Annotated in this window: 21 protein-coding genes; 5 read left to right on the top strand and 16 right to left on the bottom strand. The window is 61.2% G+C overall.

The genetic code is table 11. From position 1 onward, the window contains the following. Nucleotides 1-195 precede the first annotated feature (195 nt). A complete protein-coding gene (locus tag HMPREF2681_RS05405; protein WP_005511370.1) occupies nt 196-399 on the bottom strand; it encodes a cold-shock protein in 204 nt (67 codons plus the stop codon). A gap of 315 nt (nt 400-714) precedes the next feature. Here HMPREF2681_RS05405 and HMPREF2681_RS05400 point away from each other — a divergent pair, with 315 nt between their 5' ends. Continuing rightward, nucleotides 715-3,051 carry a DEAD/DEAH box helicase gene (locus HMPREF2681_RS05400; RefSeq protein WP_070546384.1) on the top strand — a complete coding sequence of 779 codons (2,337 nt, stop codon included), beginning with the start codon at nt 715-717 and terminating at the stop codon, nt 3,049-3,051. Here the strand turns inward: HMPREF2681_RS05400 and HMPREF2681_RS05395 are convergent. The 7 genes from HMPREF2681_RS05395 to HMPREF2681_RS05365 form a co-directional block, all read right to left on the bottom strand. Further along, nucleotides 3,035-3,400, bottom strand: a complete 366-nt coding sequence (locus tag HMPREF2681_RS05395) for an Rv3654c family TadE-like protein (RefSeq protein WP_016421937.1) — start codon at nt 3,398-3,400, stop codon at nt 3,035-3,037. The two genes, HMPREF2681_RS05400 and HMPREF2681_RS05395, sit on opposite strands and share 17 nt — an antisense overlap. Continuing rightward, nucleotides 3,397-3,750: a TadE family type IV pilus minor pilin gene (locus HMPREF2681_RS05390; protein WP_016421936.1), complete on the bottom strand. Its 354-nt coding sequence runs from the start codon at nt 3,748-3,750 to the stop codon at nt 3,397-3,399. The genes HMPREF2681_RS05395 and HMPREF2681_RS05390 overlap by 4 nt, the downstream gene beginning before the upstream one ends. Further along, nucleotides 3,743-4,015 carry a DUF4244 domain-containing protein gene (locus tag HMPREF2681_RS05385; protein ID WP_016421935.1) on the bottom strand — a complete coding sequence of 91 codons (273 nt, stop codon included), beginning with the start codon at nt 4,013-4,015 and terminating at the stop codon, nt 3,743-3,745. The genes HMPREF2681_RS05390 and HMPREF2681_RS05385 overlap by 8 nt, the downstream gene beginning before the upstream one ends. Nucleotides 4,016-4,221: 206 nt before the next feature. Continuing rightward, complete coding sequence (locus HMPREF2681_RS05380; RefSeq protein WP_016421934.1) at nt 4,222-4,875, bottom strand: type II secretion system F family protein; 654 nt, start codon at nt 4,873-4,875, stop codon at nt 4,222-4,224. Continuing rightward, nucleotides 4,872-5,762 (bottom strand): type II secretion system F family protein, encoded by an 891-nt coding sequence (locus tag HMPREF2681_RS05375; protein ID WP_070429254.1) that lies wholly within the window; start codon nt 5,760-5,762, stop codon nt 4,872-4,874. Before HMPREF2681_RS05375 ends, HMPREF2681_RS05380 begins: the two co-directional genes overlap by 4 nt. Before the next feature lie 66 nt (nt 5,763-5,828). Continuing rightward, on the bottom strand, nt 5,829-6,974 hold the full coding sequence (locus tag HMPREF2681_RS05370; protein WP_016421932.1) for a TadA family conjugal transfer-associated ATPase: 1,146 nt from the start codon (nt 6,972-6,974) through the stop codon (nt 5,829-5,831). After that, nucleotides 6,967-8,367, bottom strand: coding sequence for a CpaE-like family protein (locus tag HMPREF2681_RS05365; RefSeq protein WP_246822706.1), 1,401 nt, complete (start codon nt 8,365-8,367; stop codon nt 6,967-6,969). The genes HMPREF2681_RS05370 and HMPREF2681_RS05365 overlap by 8 nt, the downstream gene beginning before the upstream one ends. Nucleotides 8,368-9,033: 666 nt before the next feature. On the opposite strand from HMPREF2681_RS05365, the gene HMPREF2681_RS05360 reads away from it, so the two are divergent. Next, complete coding sequence (locus tag HMPREF2681_RS05360) at nt 9,034-9,915, top strand: HAD family hydrolase (protein WP_070546340.1); 882 nt, start codon at nt 9,034-9,036, stop codon at nt 9,913-9,915. Nucleotides 9,916-9,939: 24 nt separating this feature from the next. Here HMPREF2681_RS05360 and HMPREF2681_RS05355 read toward each other — a convergent pair whose 3' ends face one another. Then, nucleotides 9,940-10,947 (bottom strand): Fic family protein, encoded by a 1,008-nt coding sequence (locus HMPREF2681_RS05355; protein WP_083295710.1) that lies wholly within the window; start codon nt 10,945-10,947, stop codon nt 9,940-9,942. A 204-nt stretch (nt 10,948-11,151) separates the two neighbouring features. Here HMPREF2681_RS05355 and HMPREF2681_RS05350 point away from each other — a divergent pair, with 204 nt between their 5' ends. Both HMPREF2681_RS05350 and HMPREF2681_RS05345 read left to right on the top strand, forming a co-directional pair. Beyond that, on the top strand, nt 11,152-11,652 hold the full coding sequence (locus HMPREF2681_RS05350; RefSeq protein ID WP_016421928.1) for a phage holin family protein: 501 nt from the start codon (nt 11,152-11,154) through the stop codon (nt 11,650-11,652). A 94-nt stretch (nt 11,653-11,746) separates the two neighbouring features. Further along, a complete protein-coding gene (locus HMPREF2681_RS05345; RefSeq protein WP_070546339.1) occupies nt 11,747-12,724 on the top strand; it encodes an alpha/beta fold hydrolase in 978 nt (325 codons plus the stop codon). 82 nt (nt 12,725-12,806) lie between these two features. Here the strand turns inward: HMPREF2681_RS05345 and HMPREF2681_RS05340 are convergent, their stop codons facing one another. Genes HMPREF2681_RS05340 through nth form a run of 4 tightly spaced genes read right to left on the bottom strand, consistent with a single transcriptional unit; the run spans nt 12,807 to nt 16,459 of the window. Further along, nucleotides 12,807-14,003, bottom strand: a complete 1,197-nt coding sequence (locus HMPREF2681_RS05340; RefSeq protein WP_049189453.1) for a MarP family serine protease — start codon at nt 14,001-14,003, stop codon at nt 12,807-12,809. After that, a complete protein-coding gene (locus tag HMPREF2681_RS05335) occupies nt 14,000-14,857 on the bottom strand; it encodes an NUDIX hydrolase (RefSeq protein WP_016421925.1) in 858 nt (285 codons plus the stop codon). The genes HMPREF2681_RS05340 and HMPREF2681_RS05335 overlap by 4 nt, the downstream gene beginning before the upstream one ends. Then, complete coding sequence (locus HMPREF2681_RS05330) at nt 14,854-15,615, bottom strand: TlpA family protein disulfide reductase (protein ID WP_070546337.1); 762 nt, start codon at nt 15,613-15,615, stop codon at nt 14,854-14,856. Before HMPREF2681_RS05330 ends, HMPREF2681_RS05335 begins: the two co-directional genes overlap by 4 nt. 16 nt (nt 15,616-15,631) lie before the next feature. Further along, on the bottom strand, nt 15,632-16,459 hold the full coding sequence (gene nth / locus HMPREF2681_RS05325; protein WP_370550197.1) for an endonuclease III: 828 nt from the start codon (nt 16,457-16,459) through the stop codon (nt 15,632-15,634). Nucleotides 16,460-17,079: 620 nt separating this feature from the next. Here nth and glxR point away from each other — a divergent pair. Next, nucleotides 17,080-17,763 carry a CRP-like cAMP-activated global transcriptional regulator GlxR gene (glxR, locus tag HMPREF2681_RS05320; protein ID WP_005511668.1) on the top strand — a complete coding sequence of 228 codons (684 nt, stop codon included), beginning with the start codon at nt 17,080-17,082 and terminating at the stop codon, nt 17,761-17,763. 625 nt (nt 17,764-18,388) lie between these two features. Here glxR and HMPREF2681_RS05315 read toward each other — a convergent pair. The 3 genes from HMPREF2681_RS05315 to HMPREF2681_RS11035 form a co-directional block, all read right to left on the bottom strand. Continuing rightward, nucleotides 18,389-19,204, bottom strand: coding sequence for an MBL fold metallo-hydrolase (locus HMPREF2681_RS05315; RefSeq protein WP_005511689.1), 816 nt, complete (start codon nt 19,202-19,204; stop codon nt 18,389-18,391). Between the two features lie 135 nt (nt 19,205-19,339). Then, nucleotides 19,340-19,816 carry a RidA family protein gene (locus HMPREF2681_RS05310; protein ID WP_005511683.1) on the bottom strand — a complete coding sequence of 159 codons (477 nt, stop codon included), beginning with the start codon at nt 19,814-19,816 and terminating at the stop codon, nt 19,340-19,342. A 136-nt stretch (nt 19,817-19,952) separates the two neighbouring features. After that, nucleotides 19,953-20,114 carry a Sp36 family protein gene (locus HMPREF2681_RS11035; protein WP_005511670.1) on the bottom strand — a complete coding sequence of 54 codons (162 nt, stop codon included), beginning with the start codon at nt 20,112-20,114 and terminating at the stop codon, nt 19,953-19,955. Nucleotides 20,115-20,129: the final 15 nt, after the last annotated feature.

Raw genomic sequence — 20,129 nt, 5'->3', positions numbered from 1 at the left:
GCCATTTTTGTCATAAACGTAGTCAGTAACTCGGATTGACCCACTGCCCCCAGAAATGCAAAAATCCCACGCAGAAATTACTTTCCGCGTGGGAGAATCAAGGCTTACCCCATGAACACAACATGGGCCTTGAAAAGCCAAAAACTCCGCGCGACAGACTAGGCAAAAGCCCAGTTCAACCCGGAAACGGTTGACTTACAGAGGCTTCACGTCCAGAGCCTGCGGACCCTTCTGGCCCTCACCAATCTCGAACTCGACTGCCTGGTTCTCTTCCAGCGTCTTGAAACCAGTGCCCTGGATCTCGGAGTAGTGAACGAACACGTCGTTGCCACCGTCAGCTGGGGCGATAAACCCGAAGCCCTTCTCCGAGTTGAACCACTTCACAGTACCCTGTGCCATTACAAAACTTCCCAACTTCAGGATTCGATAAAACAAGTATTCGCCACGCACATCCGGCCACACACGATGGGGTAAACACGGCCAAAGCACCCTTTCGCCTCGTGCGAGTTTTTGCTGGGTGCCCGTTGGCGGGCGATACACTCAAAAAGTCTGCCACGTTTGGGGCGCGAGCGCCGATTAGGAACAGCTTCTTGCCACCCCCGTAAACCCGTGTTCGGAGTCCGGAGAAACTGGGGTGTCGAATAGCGAGAATGTGGCTGATAGGAAGCGTCGTCAAGCATATGAAGTGCGCGTTTACAGGAAAGGGTGGTGTCGGTGGAGTCGTTTGGGCGGGAGCTGCTGGGGCCGGTTATTCGTGCGCATCCGCGGGCGACGGTGACGCACATTGCGGATCTTCCTGCACGCGCTGGCGTGACTGCGCCTTGGCCTGAGTGGGTGCTAAGTTGGCTGAGAGAAGTGCTGGTAGATCGCGGAATTGAGAACCTGTGGACTCATCAGGCGACAACCGCGAACCTCGCCCGCGAGGGCGTGCACTGCGTCGTCGCGACGGGCACGGCGTCGGGTAAATCGCTCGGCTACCTGCTGCCCGTGCTCACAGAACTGTCCGCCACCCCCGCGGCCACCGCGCTGTACCTCTCCCCGACCAAGGCGCTGGGCGCCGATCAGCTGGACACTGCACGCGCGATGGCACCGGCGTCACTGAGTTCGCTGATTTCGCTTTACGACGGCGACACCCCACAAGACGCCCGGCGCGCCATCCGCGACCACGCCCGTTGGGTGTTTACCAACCCCGATATGCTGCATGTTTCGGTGCTCGGCAACCATGTTCGATGGACACGGATGCTGCGCAACCTGCGCTATATCGTCGTCGACGAATGCCATGCCTATCGAGGCGTGTTCGGCGCCAACGTCTCCCAAATTCTGCGTCGCCTCCTGCGGCTATCCCGCGAGTACGGCGCCTCGCCGACCGTGATTTTTGCCTCTGCGACGACCAACGACCCCGCTGACCAGGCTCGTCGCCTCATCGGCGAGCCTGTCGAGGCCATCACCGAAGACGGCGCCCCGGTCGGCGAGCGAACTATCGCCCTGTGGGAACCCGGCCTGCTCCCCGACCTCCAAGGCGAGAACGGCGCACCCGTGCGCCGCCCCGCCCCGACCGAGGCCGCGGATATCATGGCCGACCTGCTTGTCGAGGGCGCCCGCACCCTGACCTTCACCCGTTCGCGAAGCAGTGCTGAGAAGGTAGCGCTCGGCGTGCGCGAGCGCCTGGAGAAGCGCCACCGCAGCGATATCGCCGAGCGCATCGAGTCTTACCGCGCCGGCTACCTGGCCGAAGAGCGCCGCGACATCGAGCGCATGCTCGATGACGGCACCCTGCTAGGTGTGGCCACCACCAATGCACTGGAACTGGGCATTGACGTCGGCGGCCTCGACGCGGTGGTACAGGCCGGTTTCCCGGGCACGGTCGCTTCATTCTGGCAGCAGGCCGGCCGCGCGGGTCGTCGTGGTCAGGGCGCACTGGTGGTGTTGGTGGCTCGCGATGACCCCATGGACACGTACTTGGTCCACAACCCGTCCGCACTGCTGGGCAGGCCGGTGGAAAAGACCGTCTTCGATCCCCGCAACCCGCATGTGGTGTGGTCACATCTCTACTGCGCGGCTGTGGAGAAACCCGTAACCACCAGTCAGCTTCAAGCGTGGGGAACCATGCCCGTAGCCGAAGACATGGTGGCCGCGGGATGGTTGCGCAAGCGCACCTGGGAAGGACAAGAGCCCGTCTACTACCCAACCGACCGCGATGAAGGGCCGCGTATCGCCACTGCTCACGATGCCGTGAACGTCCGTGGCGGCGATGGTCAGGAAGTGGCTATCGTCGACCAGACCGATGGCCGACTGCTTGGCACCATCGATCTTGGCCGTGCGATGCAGCAGGTTCACGACGGTGCCGTCTACTTGCACCGCGGCGAGTCCTACCTTGTCGACCAGCTGGACTTCGACAGCCTCGTCGCCCTGGTCCACCCCGAGCAGCCGCGCTATTCCACCAGCTCACGCATGGACACCACCATCCGCATCCTCGATGTTGACGATATGCGCCACTACCAGGGCCTACAGGTCGCTTCCTGCCAGGTCGAGGTCTTTCACCAGGTCACCTCCTATCTTCGTCGCCTGGATACCGGCGAGATTCTCGACAGTGTTGAACTTGACTACCCTCCGCAGCGTTTGGTCACGCGCGCCGTGGCCTACACAATGCCCGAGTCCACCCTGCGCTCCTGGGGCGTGGGCTCCGACATCGCGCCGGGGGCTCTTCACGCAGCCGAGCACGCGGCTATCGGCATGCTGCCACTGATTGCCACCTGCGACCGCTGGGACATCGGCGGTGTTTCCACGGTCATGCACGCCGATACCCAGCAGCCCACCGTTTTTGTGTACGACGGGCACCCTGGTGGTGCGGGGTTTGCCGACCGTGGCTACAAGGCCTTCGCTCAGTGGATTCGCGCAACCCGCGATGCCGTCGCCGCCTGCGAGTGCGAATCCGGCTGCCCATCGTGCATCCAGTCGCCCAAGTGCGGCAATGGCAACGATCCGCTGGACAAGGCCGGCGCAATCAAGGTGCTCAGTGGGGTGTCGCGCGCGCTTAACGACGGCCAGTAGCAGCATCCTCCACCGCTACCGGCCCTGCCCTGGACGTGGCTTTTCTCTCCTTTCGTTGGACGCTGACCTGCACGTCCTCCCCATCAATCTCGCAGGCCACAATGCGTGCATGATTAGCTTTTGCGATTGACCCCGCAGCTTTGCAGGCGTCGTCGCTCTCTTGCGCAGCCACGGCGCCGGCCACCGCGGCCAGATCCGCTGCTACCGCTGCCTGCCGCGCCTGCACCACCCTCACCCCGGCCGTAACTCCGACCAAAGTCAGAACGACGAAAGCGGCGATGAACAGTGCGGCTGCGACTGTGGTGGAACCTTCTTCTTCGCGGAGAAGGCGGGCTGTCACGTTTCTCATGACGATGCCGCTCTCTCCCGCAGTGCAACCGCGCGTGCTTCCAGCGAAAATGGCCCCGCTGAGCGCCGAATGGTCACGCGCACGGTACCGGAGGTTTCCGATATCGCGACCTGCCCATCTGCGTCGGCGCGGAGCTCGGCTACTGTCTCCGCATCGCCCCGTGCCTCAGCCCGTGCGATGGCTCCGGCTGCGTCGGTAAGCCCTAGGTACATTGCGATGGTGACCAGCCCGGACAGAGCCGTGGCCATGACCGTGACCAGTGCCGCGAGACCGAAAGCGGTTTCTACCGTGGTTTGGCCTTCGTCGCCGACGCACAGGCGATGAAGCGTAGAGCGGATGCGGCTAGACATCGGTGTTGAGCGCCCTTTCGATGATATCGGTGAGCGCCTGGGTGATATCGCCGCCGGTCACGACGGTGTAGAGCAGGGCTCCGAAAGCTGCGGCCGCAATAGTTCCGAGAGCATATTCCACGGTTGACATGCCGTTTTCCTCAGTTGCCAGAGCGTGCAGACGCTTGTGCAAATACGAGCGCAGCTGGGACTGCGCAGCGGTCAGCGGATTGGTTGAAGAGTTGGTTGGAAGGTTGGTCGGATGGTTGGAGTTTTGAGTGGTCATGAGTGTTTCCCCCTGTGTGGATGTCGAGTGACAGGTCAGTTGTGAGGTGTGATGTGCATTGACGCGCGTTGATGCGGGTTGATGCGTGTTGGAATGCGGCGCGGCAGGCGGACCACGCGCACAACCGAAGTCACAGCTGAGAGCGCAACCAGCACTGCATCCGGCGCGTGCCAGCGCGCGGGGCTTGGCGCAGAAGTGTCCACGCTTCATGACGGCATCAGTCCTGCAAACATTTCGTCGGCAAGCCCAGCGATGGTGGGCACCAAACCCAGCACCACAAACGCGGGTAGAAAGCACAACGCCAGCGGCCCGGCAATGAGGACACCAGCCTTTTCGGCGACGGCTTGCGCCGCATCGTGCGCTTGACTGCGGTACATGGCAGCGGTGTCCTCCAAGGCCTGCGCCAGAACGGTGCCGGATTCGCTTGCTCGGCGCCCAGCTGTCGCCAGGGGCACGAGCGCGGGTGTGGCAGCAAGGCTTTCCCAAGTGGAGTGCGCGCCCACGGACAACCTGGCGGAACACTGTCGAAGTGGCTCGGCCAGCTCAGGGTTTGCACCATCGGCAGCTGCTGCCATGGCCTGTGACAACGGCATACCGGAGCTCAAACAAGCGCCAATGATGTCGAGGGCCGCTGCGGCATCGAGCAGCACAGCCGAGCTGATGCGCTCACCTCCAATGAGAGTTCGCACACGTTCCCGCACCTGTGCGGCAATCTGCGACACCCGATTGGTCACCTGTCGACGTAGGCCTCCTCGCACACGAGCATCCGACTCGGCTACCAATTCGGGCAGTCGGCTGCGGACGGGATTGAACGTCGGCAAGCAGAGGTAGACGGCGATGAGAAGTGCGGCGGCAATCATTGTCCGGCCTCCGCACGATCGATGATGGCGACCGCCCATTCGATGCCCGCGCACACCAGCCCGACACCGATGACCAGCACAATTCCTCCGATACCGCGACTGAGGAACTCGAATGGGGACGCTCCGAAAGCTTGCCCCATGACCAAACCGAACACCGGCAGCGATGCCAAGATGGCGATCGTCATGCGCGGTCCCGCCAGCGCGGCAGACGTCTGTGAGCGATGCGCCTGACGAGCCTGCAGATCACCCCGCGCGCAGTCCAGCAACCCAGCCAAACTCAGACCGTGTTGCTGCGCCACCGTCCACATACGCCCAATCCGGCGCAGTTGCTCCGAAGATTCTTCGCCCTCCCACGGGTCGGCGAAGTTCGCGCGATGCGCCGCGTGCGCGAGATGATCAGCCAACACAGTCTCATCCCCTGACCTGCGCAATTCCGCTGCTGCCGCGTTGAGCGCTCGTGAAGCCGCCGCTCCTGCGCGCAGCCGCGCGGTCAAAGTTTCCAGCGCTACCGCAGCGCTGTCCGCTTCCCGACGTTCACAGCGCCTCTCCCCCACAGCGCGCACTACTGCCCCTGCGGTGCGACCCAGCAACAGCCCGGCTATGACACCTGGAATCCCGGCGAGCCACAGCAACACGAGTGCTGGGCCTGCAACGATGAGGATTGATAGTCCTGCAGTTCGATTCGCACTGCCAGTGCTTACTGCACTCGACCCCGTGGAACCAGCACCAAGTCCAACCATGCGCTGCAACCACTTCAGCCCGCCGGACACCTCGCGGCCACGGCCTGCCAGTGCTCGCGAGCGCACCGCCGCCGAGCTGTCCGGCCAGATAGCGACCGCCGCAGCCGCTCCCCCAATGAGCATCGCCACGCTAAACCCTTCCCCCATAGCTGTTAATCTCCCCGTCTAATCCCCTGACTTTTCCTCTAGTCATTCCATCGGGTATTCCACCGGTTATTCCCCGCCGACCAGCAACTTCTGCAACGCTTCCCAACCCGGCCCAGGCCCATCCCGAGCAGTCCAGACCTCCACCACCTCCGGTGGGTTACCGCGTAGCAGCCCGATCTGTGCCAGCCTGCGAACATCAGCGCGTTCGACCACCAACACCACCTGCACCGCCGAGACCAACTGCGCATGCAGCCCGGCGCGACCAAGGCCACCGATCAGCCCCAAGGTCTCAAAGCGCGCCACGACATCCCCAATGCGGTTGGCGTGAATTGTCCCCGCCCCACCGCGATGCCCCGTATTCAACGCTGCCAGCAGATCCACCACTTCGGCGCCTCGAATCTCCCCGACGACAATGCGGTCGGGACGCATGCGCAACGCCTGCTTCAGCAACTCCTGCTGCCCAATCGCACCGGCGCCCTCCAGGTTGGCGGCCCTGGTCACCAGCTTCACCACATGCGGATGCTGAGGCTGCAGCTCCGGAGTGTCCTCGATACACACAATGCGCTGGTCAGGATTAACTTCTGAGAGCATCGCCGCCAATAGCGTGGTCTTTCCCGCACCCGTGCCACCGGCGACAATAAACGACAGCTGTCTCGCCACGATTCCCCGCAACACCGGCAGAATTTTCGGTGGAAATAGCCCGACATCGCATAGCTCCGCAAGTCCGCGACGAGCCGGACGCAGCACCCGCAGGCTAATCTGAGTGCCGGTCGCCGACGGTGGGGAAAGCACCGCATGAACTCGCACACCACAGCCGCCGACACCACCAGGAATATGGCCGTCTGCCCAGGGTTGCGCGTCGTCAAGCCTTCGTCCACACCGCGACGCGAGCCGCACCGCATACGCGCGCACCTCGCCCTCGTCCGCGAAGGAAATCTCGGCGCGCTCCAGTCCGTTGCCGGCGTCGACCCAGACCTCGCCCGGCGCGGTGACCAGCACATCGCTGACACCCGGGCGTCGCAACAGCGCATCCAACACACCCGCGCCCACTGTTTCCTCGCGAATCGTGCGTAGAATCTCCAGCACCTTCACATCGGAGACAACCCCCGAGGTCTCTGCGCGAATGATGTCGGCGACCTCGCTATGCGATGCCACCCCAGGCCGCTCCGCAAGCGCCGTCCGCACCGCCGCCAACAGCCTGACGTCATCCATCGCCACCACCGCCGACAAGGGCAAACATCGCTTCCAATCCCTGCGTCAGCTTGCCGACGGTTCCAGCGAGCCCGCCCACATCTATCTCGTGAGCTACCTTCTTGCAGTACTCAATCTCACCAACAATAGGCAGGTCGAGAGCGTATTCCACCTCTTCGACACTGATATCGCGGTGCTGCTGGTACCTCACTGCAAGATTTGGGGTGAACCCCGCCTGTGCACAGATGCTCGCCAAGTGCCCAGCGGCTGCGATGGCTCGAACGGAGGTGGGCAGGACTATGACGGTGTCATCGGCAAGTGCGCCGAGAGTGGTGACGTACTCCACCTGCTTCGGGCAGTCCACGATGACCGTAATTCCGGCATGAATAAGGCAACTAATGGTGCTGGCAATGTGCCGGACATCGTCGGGCCTGTCGGTTCTGTCGGCGCTGTCGAATTTGTTGTTCGCCGAGGCGTGGTTGTAAGTCGTCTCGGGCGTGCGACTGCGAGTCCACGTCAACACTTTCAGAGCGGGTGATCGCGGGCAGGATGGCAGTGCTTCGTAGAGTGCCGCTCCGTCGAGACGACCATCAGCAGCCGAGAAGTCCTGCCACCTCAATCCCGGTTCCGTTTCCATCCCGAGCACCAGATCAATGCCTCCCGCGAGCACGTCCGCGTCCACCAAACAGATGGGCCTTTCACGGGAAAGAACCAATGCACTCGCCGCCGCGGCAATGGAAGCCCCGGCACCGCCGACCGCAGGAACCAACATCAGGCACGTTGCCGTGGAATCGGTTGTAGTTGCCGGCACGTTCGGTACGGGTTCTGTACCCGGTGCTGTAATCACGTCTGCGAAGGCAGGTGACGCTGGGTTCTGATGGTGGTTCAGGTGGTTCGAGCGGTTTTGGCAATCGGAGGGCTTCGGAGCATCCGGGCGTACGTCGCCACGGCCGAGCAGCTCGACAATATCGACGTTGTCCGCGGGCAAACTGGCGCTGTAAACAGGAGCTAAAACCTCCGCTACCTGCGCATCTTCCGCCTCAGTATCACTGCGGACCAGAAAGATCGCTCCCTCACTATGAGGCCGTCCGGCTAATCTTCGGGCTGCCGGTGCATCGACGAACACCGCTGGTGCCCGACGCCACAGGGCCGATGAAACTCCCGCTCCTGTCGATACTGACGATGGGGAAGGCTCTGGGGCTGATGATGATAGTGATGCTGGCGGCGAAGCAAATGTTTGTGCGGCCACTGACGCTGCAGCCACAGGTGGCACGGTCTCCTGCACACAGTCACGACCGGTAGCAGCGACTATGAGCGCAACCTCTTCACGCAGCGCCTCATCATCGACGGCGTTGACTACTGGATTTGCTGAAGCCTCGGTTCGCTGAGCCATGGACAGTTTCTTGATTGCCATGGCCATAGCGTGCACTACAGGGCGGATTCAATGATGCCCGCAAGGGGCCAAAACCTCGCTGTCTGTGGATAATTTTCAGACTGTGGATAACTGCAGAACGCCATGTCGCCTTTGCCTTATGGCTACTGCGCGGCCTGACCAATGCAAGTTAGTGACTACGTTTATGTCAGGTGGCGTTGGGTCGATGCGAGTTAGTGACTGTGTTTATGACAAAAATGGCACGAAAAATGACTTGAAAGTGTCATAAACTCATACAGTTTCACATTTGCAGCCCGCAATTTTTACTACGTACCCCTCAACATTGGGCCAAAAAGGGGCGACGCCCCGCGCCGGGGGGGGGATTGGCGCGAGGCGTCTTTAACCGGCTCGGGGGGGGGATTGAGCCGGGGCGGCCTCGCAGTCTGTTTCTAAAAAGAACAAGAAGGGGCCAGCCACGTCCAAGTATTACATATCCCGAGGAATCTGCAAATACCTTACAAAGGATTTAATGCCCAATATGTTCGATGTCACGTTTCCTCGATTAATCGCGCCCAGGAAATGCCGCGCCCCAATCGCCGCCAAGCCCCCACGACCGCCACCGCCCCAATCGCCCCAGTTCCCCACCCAGCAGTTAAACACTCATAATGCTCTCCCCGAGCCCGACATCCATGGGTAAGCTCGGAGTCTATGAACACCGGCGAGAACAAGGCTTCAACAACGCCGCAGCCGCGCGCTTCTACGGACACACGCATCGTGGAAGGTGCCTCCGCCACCGCTGACTCTCGCGTCGCTGCGTTCTTTGACCTGGATAAAACCATTATTGCCAAGAGCTCGGCATATGCGTTCAACAAGCAATTCCTCGAGCGCGGCATCATTTCGCCGACAGACATGCTGCAAATGGCGCTCAGCCATGCCCTATACATGTCGCAGGGGCACGATGAGGCGCAAATGGAGGCCACCCGCGAGCAGTTTTCCGCCCTTATCGCTGGTCACAGCGCCAGGGAGCTGCGCCAGGTCGCCATCGAAACCCTAGAGCAGAACATCACGCCGTACATCTACGCCGAGGCATTGGAGCTCATTCGTGAACACCGCGCACAGGGGCATCAGGTGTTCATTATCTCGGCATCGGCTCGGCAGATTGTTGAGCCCATTGCGCAGGCACTCGGTGTCTACAACGTGGTGGCCACCGAGCTGGAGATCCGCGATGGGCTCTTCACGGGTGAAACGGAATTCTTCTGCCGAGGCGAAAACAAGGCTGTGCAGATGCGTCGGATAGCGGAAAAGCACCAGTTCGACCTGGCCGAATGCTTCGCATACTCGGATTCCATCACTGATGAGCCCATGCTGTCTGCAGTCGGCCATCCCGTTGTGGTCAATCCCGATCGCGCTCTGCGCAAGATTGCGACGGAACGTGAGTGGCCTGTGCGCCAATTCCGGAATCCCGTCCCGCTGTTTCGCGCGCCGTCGAAACGCAATGCTGCAATTCTTGCCGGCGTCACACTGGCGCTTGGCGCGGGTGCGACGTTGTTGGCACTGCGCAAAAATGACGACGAGTCAAAGGCCGACTAACCCACCATCCAGCAGCCGGCCTGCCTACACCGCTTCGGCGATACCGCGTGCTTCCACGGCACCGGCCTTCAGCCCCTCCAGGTGCAGGAGAATCCACGCACGCAGGCCATCCGCGCTTCCCGACGCAAACCCCTCTGCGGCCTCGAAATACTCCTGGCGGTGGCGGGTCCAGTAGACCTCGGGCACGGCCAAGCCACGCGGATCCAGGCCGGTTGCGACAGTTGTCAGTCGCGAGGCGGCGCGGGCGATGATGCCGTTGTGGTACTCGAAGGGGCGCAGAGTCAGCAGCTCACCGTGCACAATCGCCGAGAGCACGCCAGCATGGATTTGGCTGCGGCCAGTGATGAAGTCACCGAGCACGTGCAGACGCTGCTCCTTCATCGCGGACGAGAGCTTGTCGTCACCGACCGGACGGCCGGCCTTCATCCGCGCCTCGGAACCGTCTTCAGTTTCACCTGCGGGCGATGCGTTCAACGCAAACTTGGCCAGCACCTGCTGCGGAGCGCGCTGCCACACGCGAGTGGTCTCGCCAATCGACTCGGGGGAAATGGTGTCGGCAACCCGCAGGGCTGCTGCGAGCACGGGGTCGGTGATATTGCCGTCGTCGGGAAGCGATGGCTCGCCGCCTTCTAGCCACGCCGATGCCCGAGCGCCACGCAGGACCGACTCGGAGCCGGTGACGTTGTGCTTGCGCAGGTTGGCCTTGTGTCGGTGGACGGCCTGGATAGCCTTGGCCGCGACATCAGCCGCGTGCGCAACGCCGTCGAGCTGCCACAGGGGCGCGAGGGGGTCCTTGGGGTCAAGCTGCGGAATAGCAGCGGCGGGAGCACTGTCAGCGCCACCGGCACCCGATTCAGATGCCTTCGCCTGCGCTGCCTCACGCTCTGCGCGCTTCTTCGCCGACACGGAGGACACACCCAGGCTCATGCCAGCTAGGCCCCCCTTTCCGGCACCGGCGCCATTGCCGACACCATTGCCAGCACCGGCGCCAATTCCATCGGCTCCACGCACGTTCTCAGGCTGATTGTTCATATCCCACACCCTAATTCTTCACCGCTAAGTAAGTGACAAACTTATATAGAAATGGTCAAAGATGAGAAAAACTTCAACGAGTTCTTGGCTTTTTCGCCCTTATGGCGCGCCCTACCCACAATCAGAGGTAGTATGGCAGTTTGTAACTGCAGTTTTAAAGTTTCAAACCATCTTTTCCAACCATCTGCGTAGGAGGAAGTACACGTGAGCAACGACGATACGAAGGGTCTCTTTACCGACGGCACCGAACCGCGTGTTACCGCTATCCCGCTGAGTGATGTGGATAGCAACGCATCGGGTGATGCTAGCGTCGGCCAGCTCGTGTCTAATGCTTCTTCGCAGATTTCCGCTCTGGTTCGCTCTGAGATTGAGCTGGCCAAGGCCGAAATTGCTGGCGAGGCTAAGAAGGGCGCAGTTGGCGGTGGCTTCTTCGCGGTTGCCGGCGTCGTCGCGCTGTACTCCTCGTTCTTCTTTTTCTTCTTCCTCGGCTGGCTGCTGGATGTTTGGCTGCCAACCTGGGCTGCGTTCCTCATCGTTTTCGTTCTGATGCTGGTCATCGCCGGTGTTGCAGCACTGCTGGGTCTGAAGAAGGTCAAGTCGATCCGCAAGCCGGAGAAGACCATCGAGTCGATGCAGGAGCTGAAGGGGGTCGTGCCGTCGGGGTCGGCGAAGAAGTCTTCGCAGTCGAACGGTATGTACACCTAAAGGCTTGAAAGAAATTGGGCGGGACTTTGTTGGTCTCGCCCTTTTGTCTTATTCAGTCCCGGTTTAAGCCCTTCGGATAAGGTATTTTCCCCTCATGACCTCCCTCCGCGATTCTCTCACTGGCCCCTGGCGTCATCGTCTCATTCACGTCCGCGGCCAGCGCCTACACATCGCCGAGTGCGGCCGCCCCTCCGATCCGCTCGTGTTGTTTATTCACGGCTCGACTGGCGGTTGGTTTGAATGGCGCGAGGTTTTGCCGCTGCTTAACGACGACTCGGGCGATCCCCTCCCCGTGCACGCTGTGGCTATTTCTATGCGTGGCTACGGTCAGTCCGACCGAACACCGCAAGGCTACGATCCGTTTGAGGCGGCCCAGGACATCGCCTCATCGATTCGCTCGTTGGGGCATTCGACCGCGCTGCTGGTCTGTCAGGGGTTCGGCACCTGGGTGGCGTGGACGTTGGCTTCGCGGCAGCCCAATCTTGTCTCCGGAATTATTGGTTGTGGTGCTGCACATCCGAAAGTGTGGCTGAACCAGTTGAAGAGCCCGTGGTCGGAGGACTTCCGCAGTAGCCTGGCTCCTCTGCTGCGCCGTTCGTGGTGGGACTCGCGGCCACGGGTACCGCAGTTGCGTCGCAATAAGTTCAGCACGCAGGCGGCTGAGGCTCGCCAGCAGCGGCTCATTGAGCGCATCGTGCGCGAGTCCATGTCCACCGCCGGGGAGGGGTTCGCCGAGGCCCCCGCGGGGAAACAGACCGCGGAACTCATGACCGATAGCCTGGCCAGTGGTGCACTCCGTCCTGCACTGGCTCACATGAATTGGTGGACGCGGCCGGCTCCGGCCGCTTTCCGCAAGTGGTTGAGTGCGATGGAGGGCCCGTCGAAAAGCGATGAGCACACGGTGCTGCTCGTCGGCGAGCAGGACACTCGTACCCCACGTGCGCTAGTGGAGCTCAGCTCGAGTCACGTGCGCGTTGTGCCGGATTGTGGGCACTTCCTGCCGGCAGAGAAACCTCAGGCTGTGGTGCAGGCAATCAGGGATCACTTGGACTGGTTGCCGGAGGGGTCTTAGGCTTCGGCTCGGCTGAAGCTAGCCGGAACTCTCCTGCGGTTGCGGCTGGGGCTGACCTGTCCACAGACACACAACTTTCCGCTTACCCCGCCACGCACTGCTGCGTGCCGATGGCCCCGTAGTTATTCATCGCCTCATCGATGTGTGGCTGGACCTCGGCGTGCGTCAGCGCGTAACCAGTCTGGTCATTGTTCACACCGGCACCGAAGACCAAGCCCAGGATCTGGCCCTGCGGCGTAATCAGTGGGCCGCCCGAGTTGCCGTGGCGCACATCCGCCTTCAGAACATAGGACTGACGCTCGTGCCGAGTCGACGAATAAATATCCGGGCCTCGAATAATGATGTTCTCCGTCACGCGCGCAGGTGTGGCCTTAAAGGGCCCGGACTCGGGAAAGCCCAGCACTACCGCGTCATCGCCCGGACGAGCTTCCTGATCTGCCCACTGCATGGGCTCCAGGGGTAGGTCGGTGGTTCGGAGCAGGGCGACGTCGTCAAGCGGATCGTAGTGCACGACGTTCGCGTCAGCCATGCCGACCACGGTTTCCAGTCGAACAGTGGTGGCACCGGCAACCACGTGCGCGTTGGTCAGAATCAGATCCGGCGCGATGACAAAGCCCGTGCCCTGCAGCAAGCGTTCGCACTGCGGGGCCTCGCCCAAGACGCGGACGATGGACGGTCGAATACTGTCGACGACACCCTGCGAAATCACGTTGGGGTCGGCGGGTTCATCGGGGACGTTCTGCTTGTAGCCGAATGGCGGAGCGATGGCGGGCATTCCATCATCGCGGAGCTGACGGAGGATGCCACTGAAGCCGTCGCTCCATTCGTCGGGCGCGACCTGGTCAATGAGGTTCATGCCCTTGGACTCACGCACCCAGTCGGCAAACTGCCCAGGCACGGCGGTGGCCAGGGGTACGGCGATCATCCATGTCACTACCAGCGCCGTCACGGACTGCACGATGGCACCGAGGCTAGAATCCAGGCCGACAGCCAACGGCGAGCGAATGGTATTCCGCAGCGACTGCCCTGCCACTGTTCCCACCGCATGACCAATCAACGCCAACAGAATCACCGTGCCGAGGCCCAGAAGAACCTTTCCCGACTGGTTCTCGACCTGCGCCATAGCTAGCGGCGCCAAGGGCACACCAATGACCAAGCCCAGGACAACGCCCAAAATGGCCATAATCGACGAGACGGCGCCCTGCTGCCAGCCGACGATAAGCGCGAAAATGAAGACCGCCAGCAGCGCAACGTCAAACACAGCGATTGCAGGCATCATCGTCGGCCTCCCTTCAGTACGGACAGTTTTTCACCATTAGCGGAACGCGCGAGCACCGGCAAAAGTTTCTGCACGTTGGTGTCGTCCCACGGTTCCGACCAGCCGGCCACGTCTAGCAAGTAGGACAGCACGCCGCCGGTAAAGCCCCAAACGACGAAGTCACCAACCTTAAATGCCGGTCCTGTCCAGCCGTGATAGCCCAGCATCATGCGGTTGTCCGGATTCGTCAGGTGGCTAATTGGCACATTGAGCACCGATTCCGTCTCTGCAGGGTCGACCACACGCAGCGGATGCGGTGCATGCCAATACGCCAACACCGGATTCACCGCGAAGCCAGTCCGCGAAATGTCAATCGAGTCCAGCACCCGCACCGGCGTCACCGTCTCTCGGTTCAGGCCGGTTTCTTCCTCGGCTTCACGCAGCGCGGTATCGATTTCATCCACGTCCTCGGGATCGACACGACCGCCCGGAAAAGCCATCTGGCCTGCATGCTTACGCAGGGTTGTCGCCCTGTGCGTAAGTACCACGCTGGCATCCTCCGGCCGTTGGTGCGCCTCCGCATCACCGCTGATCAGCACCAACACCGCCGACCGCGCCGGATTCCGCAACGGTTTCTCCTGCGTCGAGGAGTCTCGCCGCAACTTCGCAAACGCACGCTTCACGCTTGACGACGAAGCGGAGCGACCGGCCACCTGCTGCTCCGAGTGGCCTGTTGTGGCGTGGCTGGCGCTGCTGGCGTGACCTGCCGCGTCGTGATCAGCACTGACCAGGTGCGGCGGCAAACTATTGGTCAACCACTTCGGCAGATACAGCCCCGAGCTTGCGTCACGATTCCACGACTGTCCCTGAGTCACTTCAATGCACCTCGCACGAGATCAGTAATCTGCTGCGCATCGGTGAATTCACCAGGATGAATGGCCGCCACCGTGCCATCTGCCTTAAACACCACGGTGATGGGCACAACTCGCGGTAGATTCAACGCTGGTCCGACCACGTCGACCGTGTCCGAGTAGGTCGGTAGCTTCACTCCGATTTCCTGCAGGAAGGCTTGGCCACGCCCCGCCTCGCGAGCCGCATGCACCGTCGCCACCTGCACATCTGGGTTGTCCTTGGCCCATTGCTCGATAAGCGGTAGCTCTTGGCGACACGGCGCACAGTTCCACGCCCAGACATTAAGCACCGTCGGCTTGCCCGCGACGACCTGCCCCATGTCCACCAGTTCCACTTGCCCAGCCTCGTTGTCCTGGCCTGCTGAGTCTCCCGACTCCGCCAACAGCGGCAAGCGCACACCGGTCAGTGAGCCACTACCCGCTACCGCCGCGATCTCATCCTTTGACATCGCTGGCGCTGCCGGTGCACCATCCACTTCACCATCACTGCCAGCGCCATCACCATTGCCAGCGCCATCCGCACCGACACTCACACCAGATCCGGTCCCACCACCGTCGGCCTCGTCATTGCCATCAGTGGTATTCACAATCGCGAAAATCACCAGACCCACAATGCTAACTCCCGCGATGAGCAGCGTAATCAGCGATGCCGAACGGTTAACGTCCACCTGCCGATCCTCATAGTGGCCACCATTGTGACTATGACCGCCCTGCTCATTCACGAAAAGTGCTCCTCGACTAGTCCTGTGTCGCTGTGGTGTTGCGCGCGCTATCCCCGTCGTCAAGCGCGGAAAGTTCCTCCCCACTGTAGCCGTCATTAAGACCGGCCAGGTAGAGAAGCCATTCCCTGTCGTCTGACTTAATCAACTTCTCCGCAGTCTCCGGCTCCGCCGGACCCTCGACGCCATACGACGGGCAATCCGCCGCCAAGAAGCACGCCCCGCACGCCGCCCGGCGCGAATGGCACACCCGGCGACCGTGGAAAATCAGCCGGTGCGAAAACCACGTCCACTCCGCGCGCGGTAGCACGTCCATCATCTCGTGCTCAACGCGCACCGGATCTTCCTGCTCTGTGAGGCCCATGCGCCGCACCAGACGCCCAAAATGCGTATCGACCGTCAAACCCGGCACCCCAAAAGCATTCCCCAGCACCACGTTTGCCGTCTTTCGCCCCACGCCCGGCAGCTTCACAAGCTCCTCCAACGTGCCCGGCACCTCGCCGCCGTGCTGCTCCATCACCCCCTGCGCAAAACCGATGATGTTCGCAGCCTTATTCCTGTAGAAACCCGTCGGCCGAACGAGCTCCTCGACCTCTTCCTGGTTCGCAACCGCCAAATCGGCTGGGCTGGGGTACCTAGCGAACAGCGCCGGCGTGGTCATATTCACCCGCACGTCCGTACACTGCGCCGACAGAATCGTCGCCACCGCAAGCTCATACGGATTACGAAAGTCCAGTTCACAGTGCGCATTCGGGTACGCCACCGCCAGCGTGCGGTTAATCCGCCGCGCGCGCCGCACCATACCCAGGCGCGTCTCCTTCCCCCGCGCCGCCGGATGCGCCCCCACCGCCCGACGCTTCTTCGACGTCAGGGATCCCTGCGGGTGCGTGGGCTGGGGTTTGCTCGTCGCCTGGTGCTTGCTTATCTGGTGCTTGCTTATCGACGATGCCTTGCCGGTCGTATCCATGGTCGTAGTGTATCGGCTACCCCGGATTGCAATTCGCGTGCGCACCTTTCGCGGGCCGAATCCTTCGATTCGTCCGGGATGCGGATGGAACCGGTAGCAGCTCGGGCATATTCGGTCAAAAACCAAAGAAGTCATGCCCCACCACATCTTGGAACACCGTTAGCGAATTATTAGTTATAAATACACAGTTCAGCGGCTTTTCACCAGAATTCCCCACAGGCGCAGTGGCTCTTTTGCTACAGTGGTGCTTATCACATCTTGGTGACGGCGTAGTTTTGGGATGCATCTGTAGAGGCGATTTGTCGTGAAATTCGCCCAGGGATGAACCTGCCTTGAAAGCTGGCAGCGGCGTTACCGGGAAAGACCGAAAGTAGTGGGACTAGTGGGACGGGGTAGTTTCTCTTCCTGTTTGGCCACTGCAATCTGTAGTCGAGTGCTAATTTGGCGGCTGCTGGCCTGTATTTACGGTGGTTAGTGGCCAAAGACAGGAGAATTTTACCGTGGATGACGTCAAGGAGATTCTCTCCCGGGCCGGTGTATTTCAGGGAGTCGACCAGGAGGCTGTGCAGGCCTTGCTCGGCGAGCTCGAGACGGTTCGCTTCCCGCGTGGAACCACCATCTTCAATGAGGGTGAGCCGGGCGATCGGCTCTACATCATTATTGATGGCAAGGTGAAGCTGGCTCGTCGCTCAGCCGACGGTCGTGAAAACCTGTTGACCATCATGGGCCCGTCCGACATGTTCGGCGAGCTCTCCATCTTCGACCCGGGCCCGCGCACCTCTTCGGCGGTCTGCGTCACCGAAGTTTCCGCCGCGTCCATGAGTGCCGATCAGCTGCAGGAATGGGTTGGTTCGCACCCTGATGTTCCAGCTCAGCTGCTGCGCATGCTGGCCCGCCGTCTGCGCCGCACCAACAATTCACTGGCTGACCTCATTTTCACCGACGTCCCTGGTCGCGTTGCTAAGTCCCTGCTTCAGCTGGCCAATCGCTTCGGTGTTCAGGAAGGTTCTGCTCTCCGCGTGAACCACGACCTGACTCAGGAGGAAATCGCACAGCTCGTCGGCGCCTCCCGGGAAACCGTGAACAAGGCTCTGGCAGAGTTCGCCCACCGCGGCTGGATTCGCCTTGAGGGCAAGTCCGTGCTCATCTCCGATACGGAGCGTTTGGCTCGACGCGCACGTTAGCTTGTTGCGCACGTTAGCTTGTGGCGCACGTTAGCTTGTTGCGCTTGTGGCGCTGCCCAAACGACTCACATCCCGCAGCCTCTGCTTTTGGATCCTCGGTTCCCGTAGGAGCACATGAAACGCATGAGGCTCGCGGGATTTTTGTTGTCTTCCCCCGCTGGCCTGGCATGCTGACCTGGTATGCCGGCCTGCCATGCTGACCTGGCATGCCGGCCAAGTTTGGCGCACTTATCGATGCTTTTCTGCCACTTATCGATGCTTTCCCGGCACCTATCGATGCACCATTCACCGATTTCTCCTTGCATCAATCACTTATCGATGCGCTGTTCACTTGTGCGCGCGCTATAGCTCATCGACAAGTGGATACCTCATCGATAAGTGATTGAGCTGGCCCCGACGAGGCCAACCCACCCAACCGGCACTAGCCCACCCCAACCAGCACTACCCCAAACAAAAAGCGCGCAACCCGCAAAATTGCAGGTCACACGCTCTTTTCATGCGGTGAGTCAAGCTCAGCTTCACTCAAGCTCGGCTTCAGCCTAGCCTCAATTAAGCCCAGCCCAGACCAGCCCAGCAACTGGCCCAAGCCGAAGCCAAAGCCAAAACCCAAGCCGAAGCCCAGCAACTACTCCCCGTGATCGCGCAGGTAGCGCAGGGTCACACGAGTCGACTGCTCAGCAGCATGACGCAGCACCGGATCGACATCGGTGTAAATCTCATCCACAATCTGGTCGACCGTAGCTTCGTCGCCCAGCTTGGCAACGGCATCCTTCACCTGCTGAAGGCGCAGCTTACGACGCTCAATGTACTTCTGCGTCATCACAGTGATGTCCGGCAGGTCAGCACCATGACCAGGCAGCAGACGAACACCCTTGCCGCGCGAATCCAGCATTTTCAGGGTTTCCATGTACTTACCCAGGTCGCCGTCGGTCTCCGAGATCATAGTGGTGTGGCGGCCAGCGATCGTGTCACCGGTAACGATGCCTTCAACATCGTCCTCGCCATCACCAGTGTGGATGAAGAAGCAGACGGAATCAGCGGTGTGACCAGGGGTTGCCACGACCTCAATCTGCGGAGTCACTCCGTCGAGGACGATACGTTCGCCGTCGACAAGCGGATCCTGACCTCCCGCGCAGTACTGAGACTCCAGCTCACGAATCGGCGCGCCGGTGAGCTGGCGGAAACGTGCGGCGCCATCAGCATGGTCGCCATGACGGTGCGTCAGCAGAATCAACGCAACGTCGCCGGCATAACGCTGCAGGACGTTCAGGTGTCCCTCGTCCTCCGGACCCGGATCGATGACAATGCTGCGGCTATCCCCCTCAGCCTTAATAACGTAGGAGTTCGTACCCTCCAGCGAAGAGTAGCTGGGGTTCGGGCACAGAACGACGCCCACAGACTGAGAAATCTGACGCAGTTGGCTATACGCAGGATGCTCCATGTCCTCTATCCTACGTGGTTGCGCAATCCGGGGAGCGCGCCACGTCGTCCAATTCGGCTCATTTGGGTGTAAGCACGCTTTACGACGCCCCGGAGAACGCAACATTCCCGCTGTTCACGGCAGCAAACACAGCAGCTACTGGGCTACTTCAACGATGATCTCGACTTCCACGGGAGCGTCCAGCGGAAGCTGATTCACACCCACTGCCGAGCGAGCGTGCTGGCCGCGTTCGCCAAAGACGTCGCCGAAGAGTTCCGAGGCTCCATTGATAACGCCCGGCTGACCAGTGAATCCGGCGGCGGAGTTGACGAAGCCGACGACCTTCACGATGCGGGTGACATTGTCGAGGCCAACCTCAGCATCGACTGCGGCCAAAGCGTTAAGAGCGCAGGTGCGGGCTGCCTCCTTGGCCTCCTCAGCAGTGACTTCTGCGCCGACGTGGCCGACGTGGGTGAGCTCGCCGTTAACGAATGGGAGCTGACCGGAGGTGAAAACGAGGTTGCCCGTGCGCGTTGCGGGTACGTAGGCCGCCACTGGCGCGGCAACTGCAGGCAGGGTAAGCCCCAGGGCTTCGAGGGCCTGGGAAGGAGTGCGAGATTCAGAGTTGCTCATTTAAGTTAAGCCTTTCCATGGCGGCTGGGGGCCGGGCGAATAAAGCCGGACAAAGCAAGATGGCAGCCAACAGTGAGTCAGCTGCCAATCGAAAGCACAACCGCCGTTGTTAGTTAGGTGCTAGACACCGAGGTAATTAGTCAGCCTTCGGGCGCTTGAAGTAACCGACGTGGTTTTCGCCGGTCGGGCCCGGGAGAACAGTGACAAGTTCCCAGCCGTCCTCACCAAAGTTGTCCAGGATGGCCTTGGTGTTGTGAATGAGCAGCGGTGCGGTGAAGTATTCCCATTTAGTAGTCATGGAAGCTACTTTATC

This window comes from Corynebacterium sp. HMSC064H12, from assembly GCF_001809925.1.
GTDB classification, from domain to species: Bacteria; Actinomycetota; Actinomycetes; order Mycobacteriales; family Mycobacteriaceae; genus Corynebacterium; species Corynebacterium jeikeium_D.
This window is presented reverse-complemented; position numbering and strand designations above follow the sequence as displayed.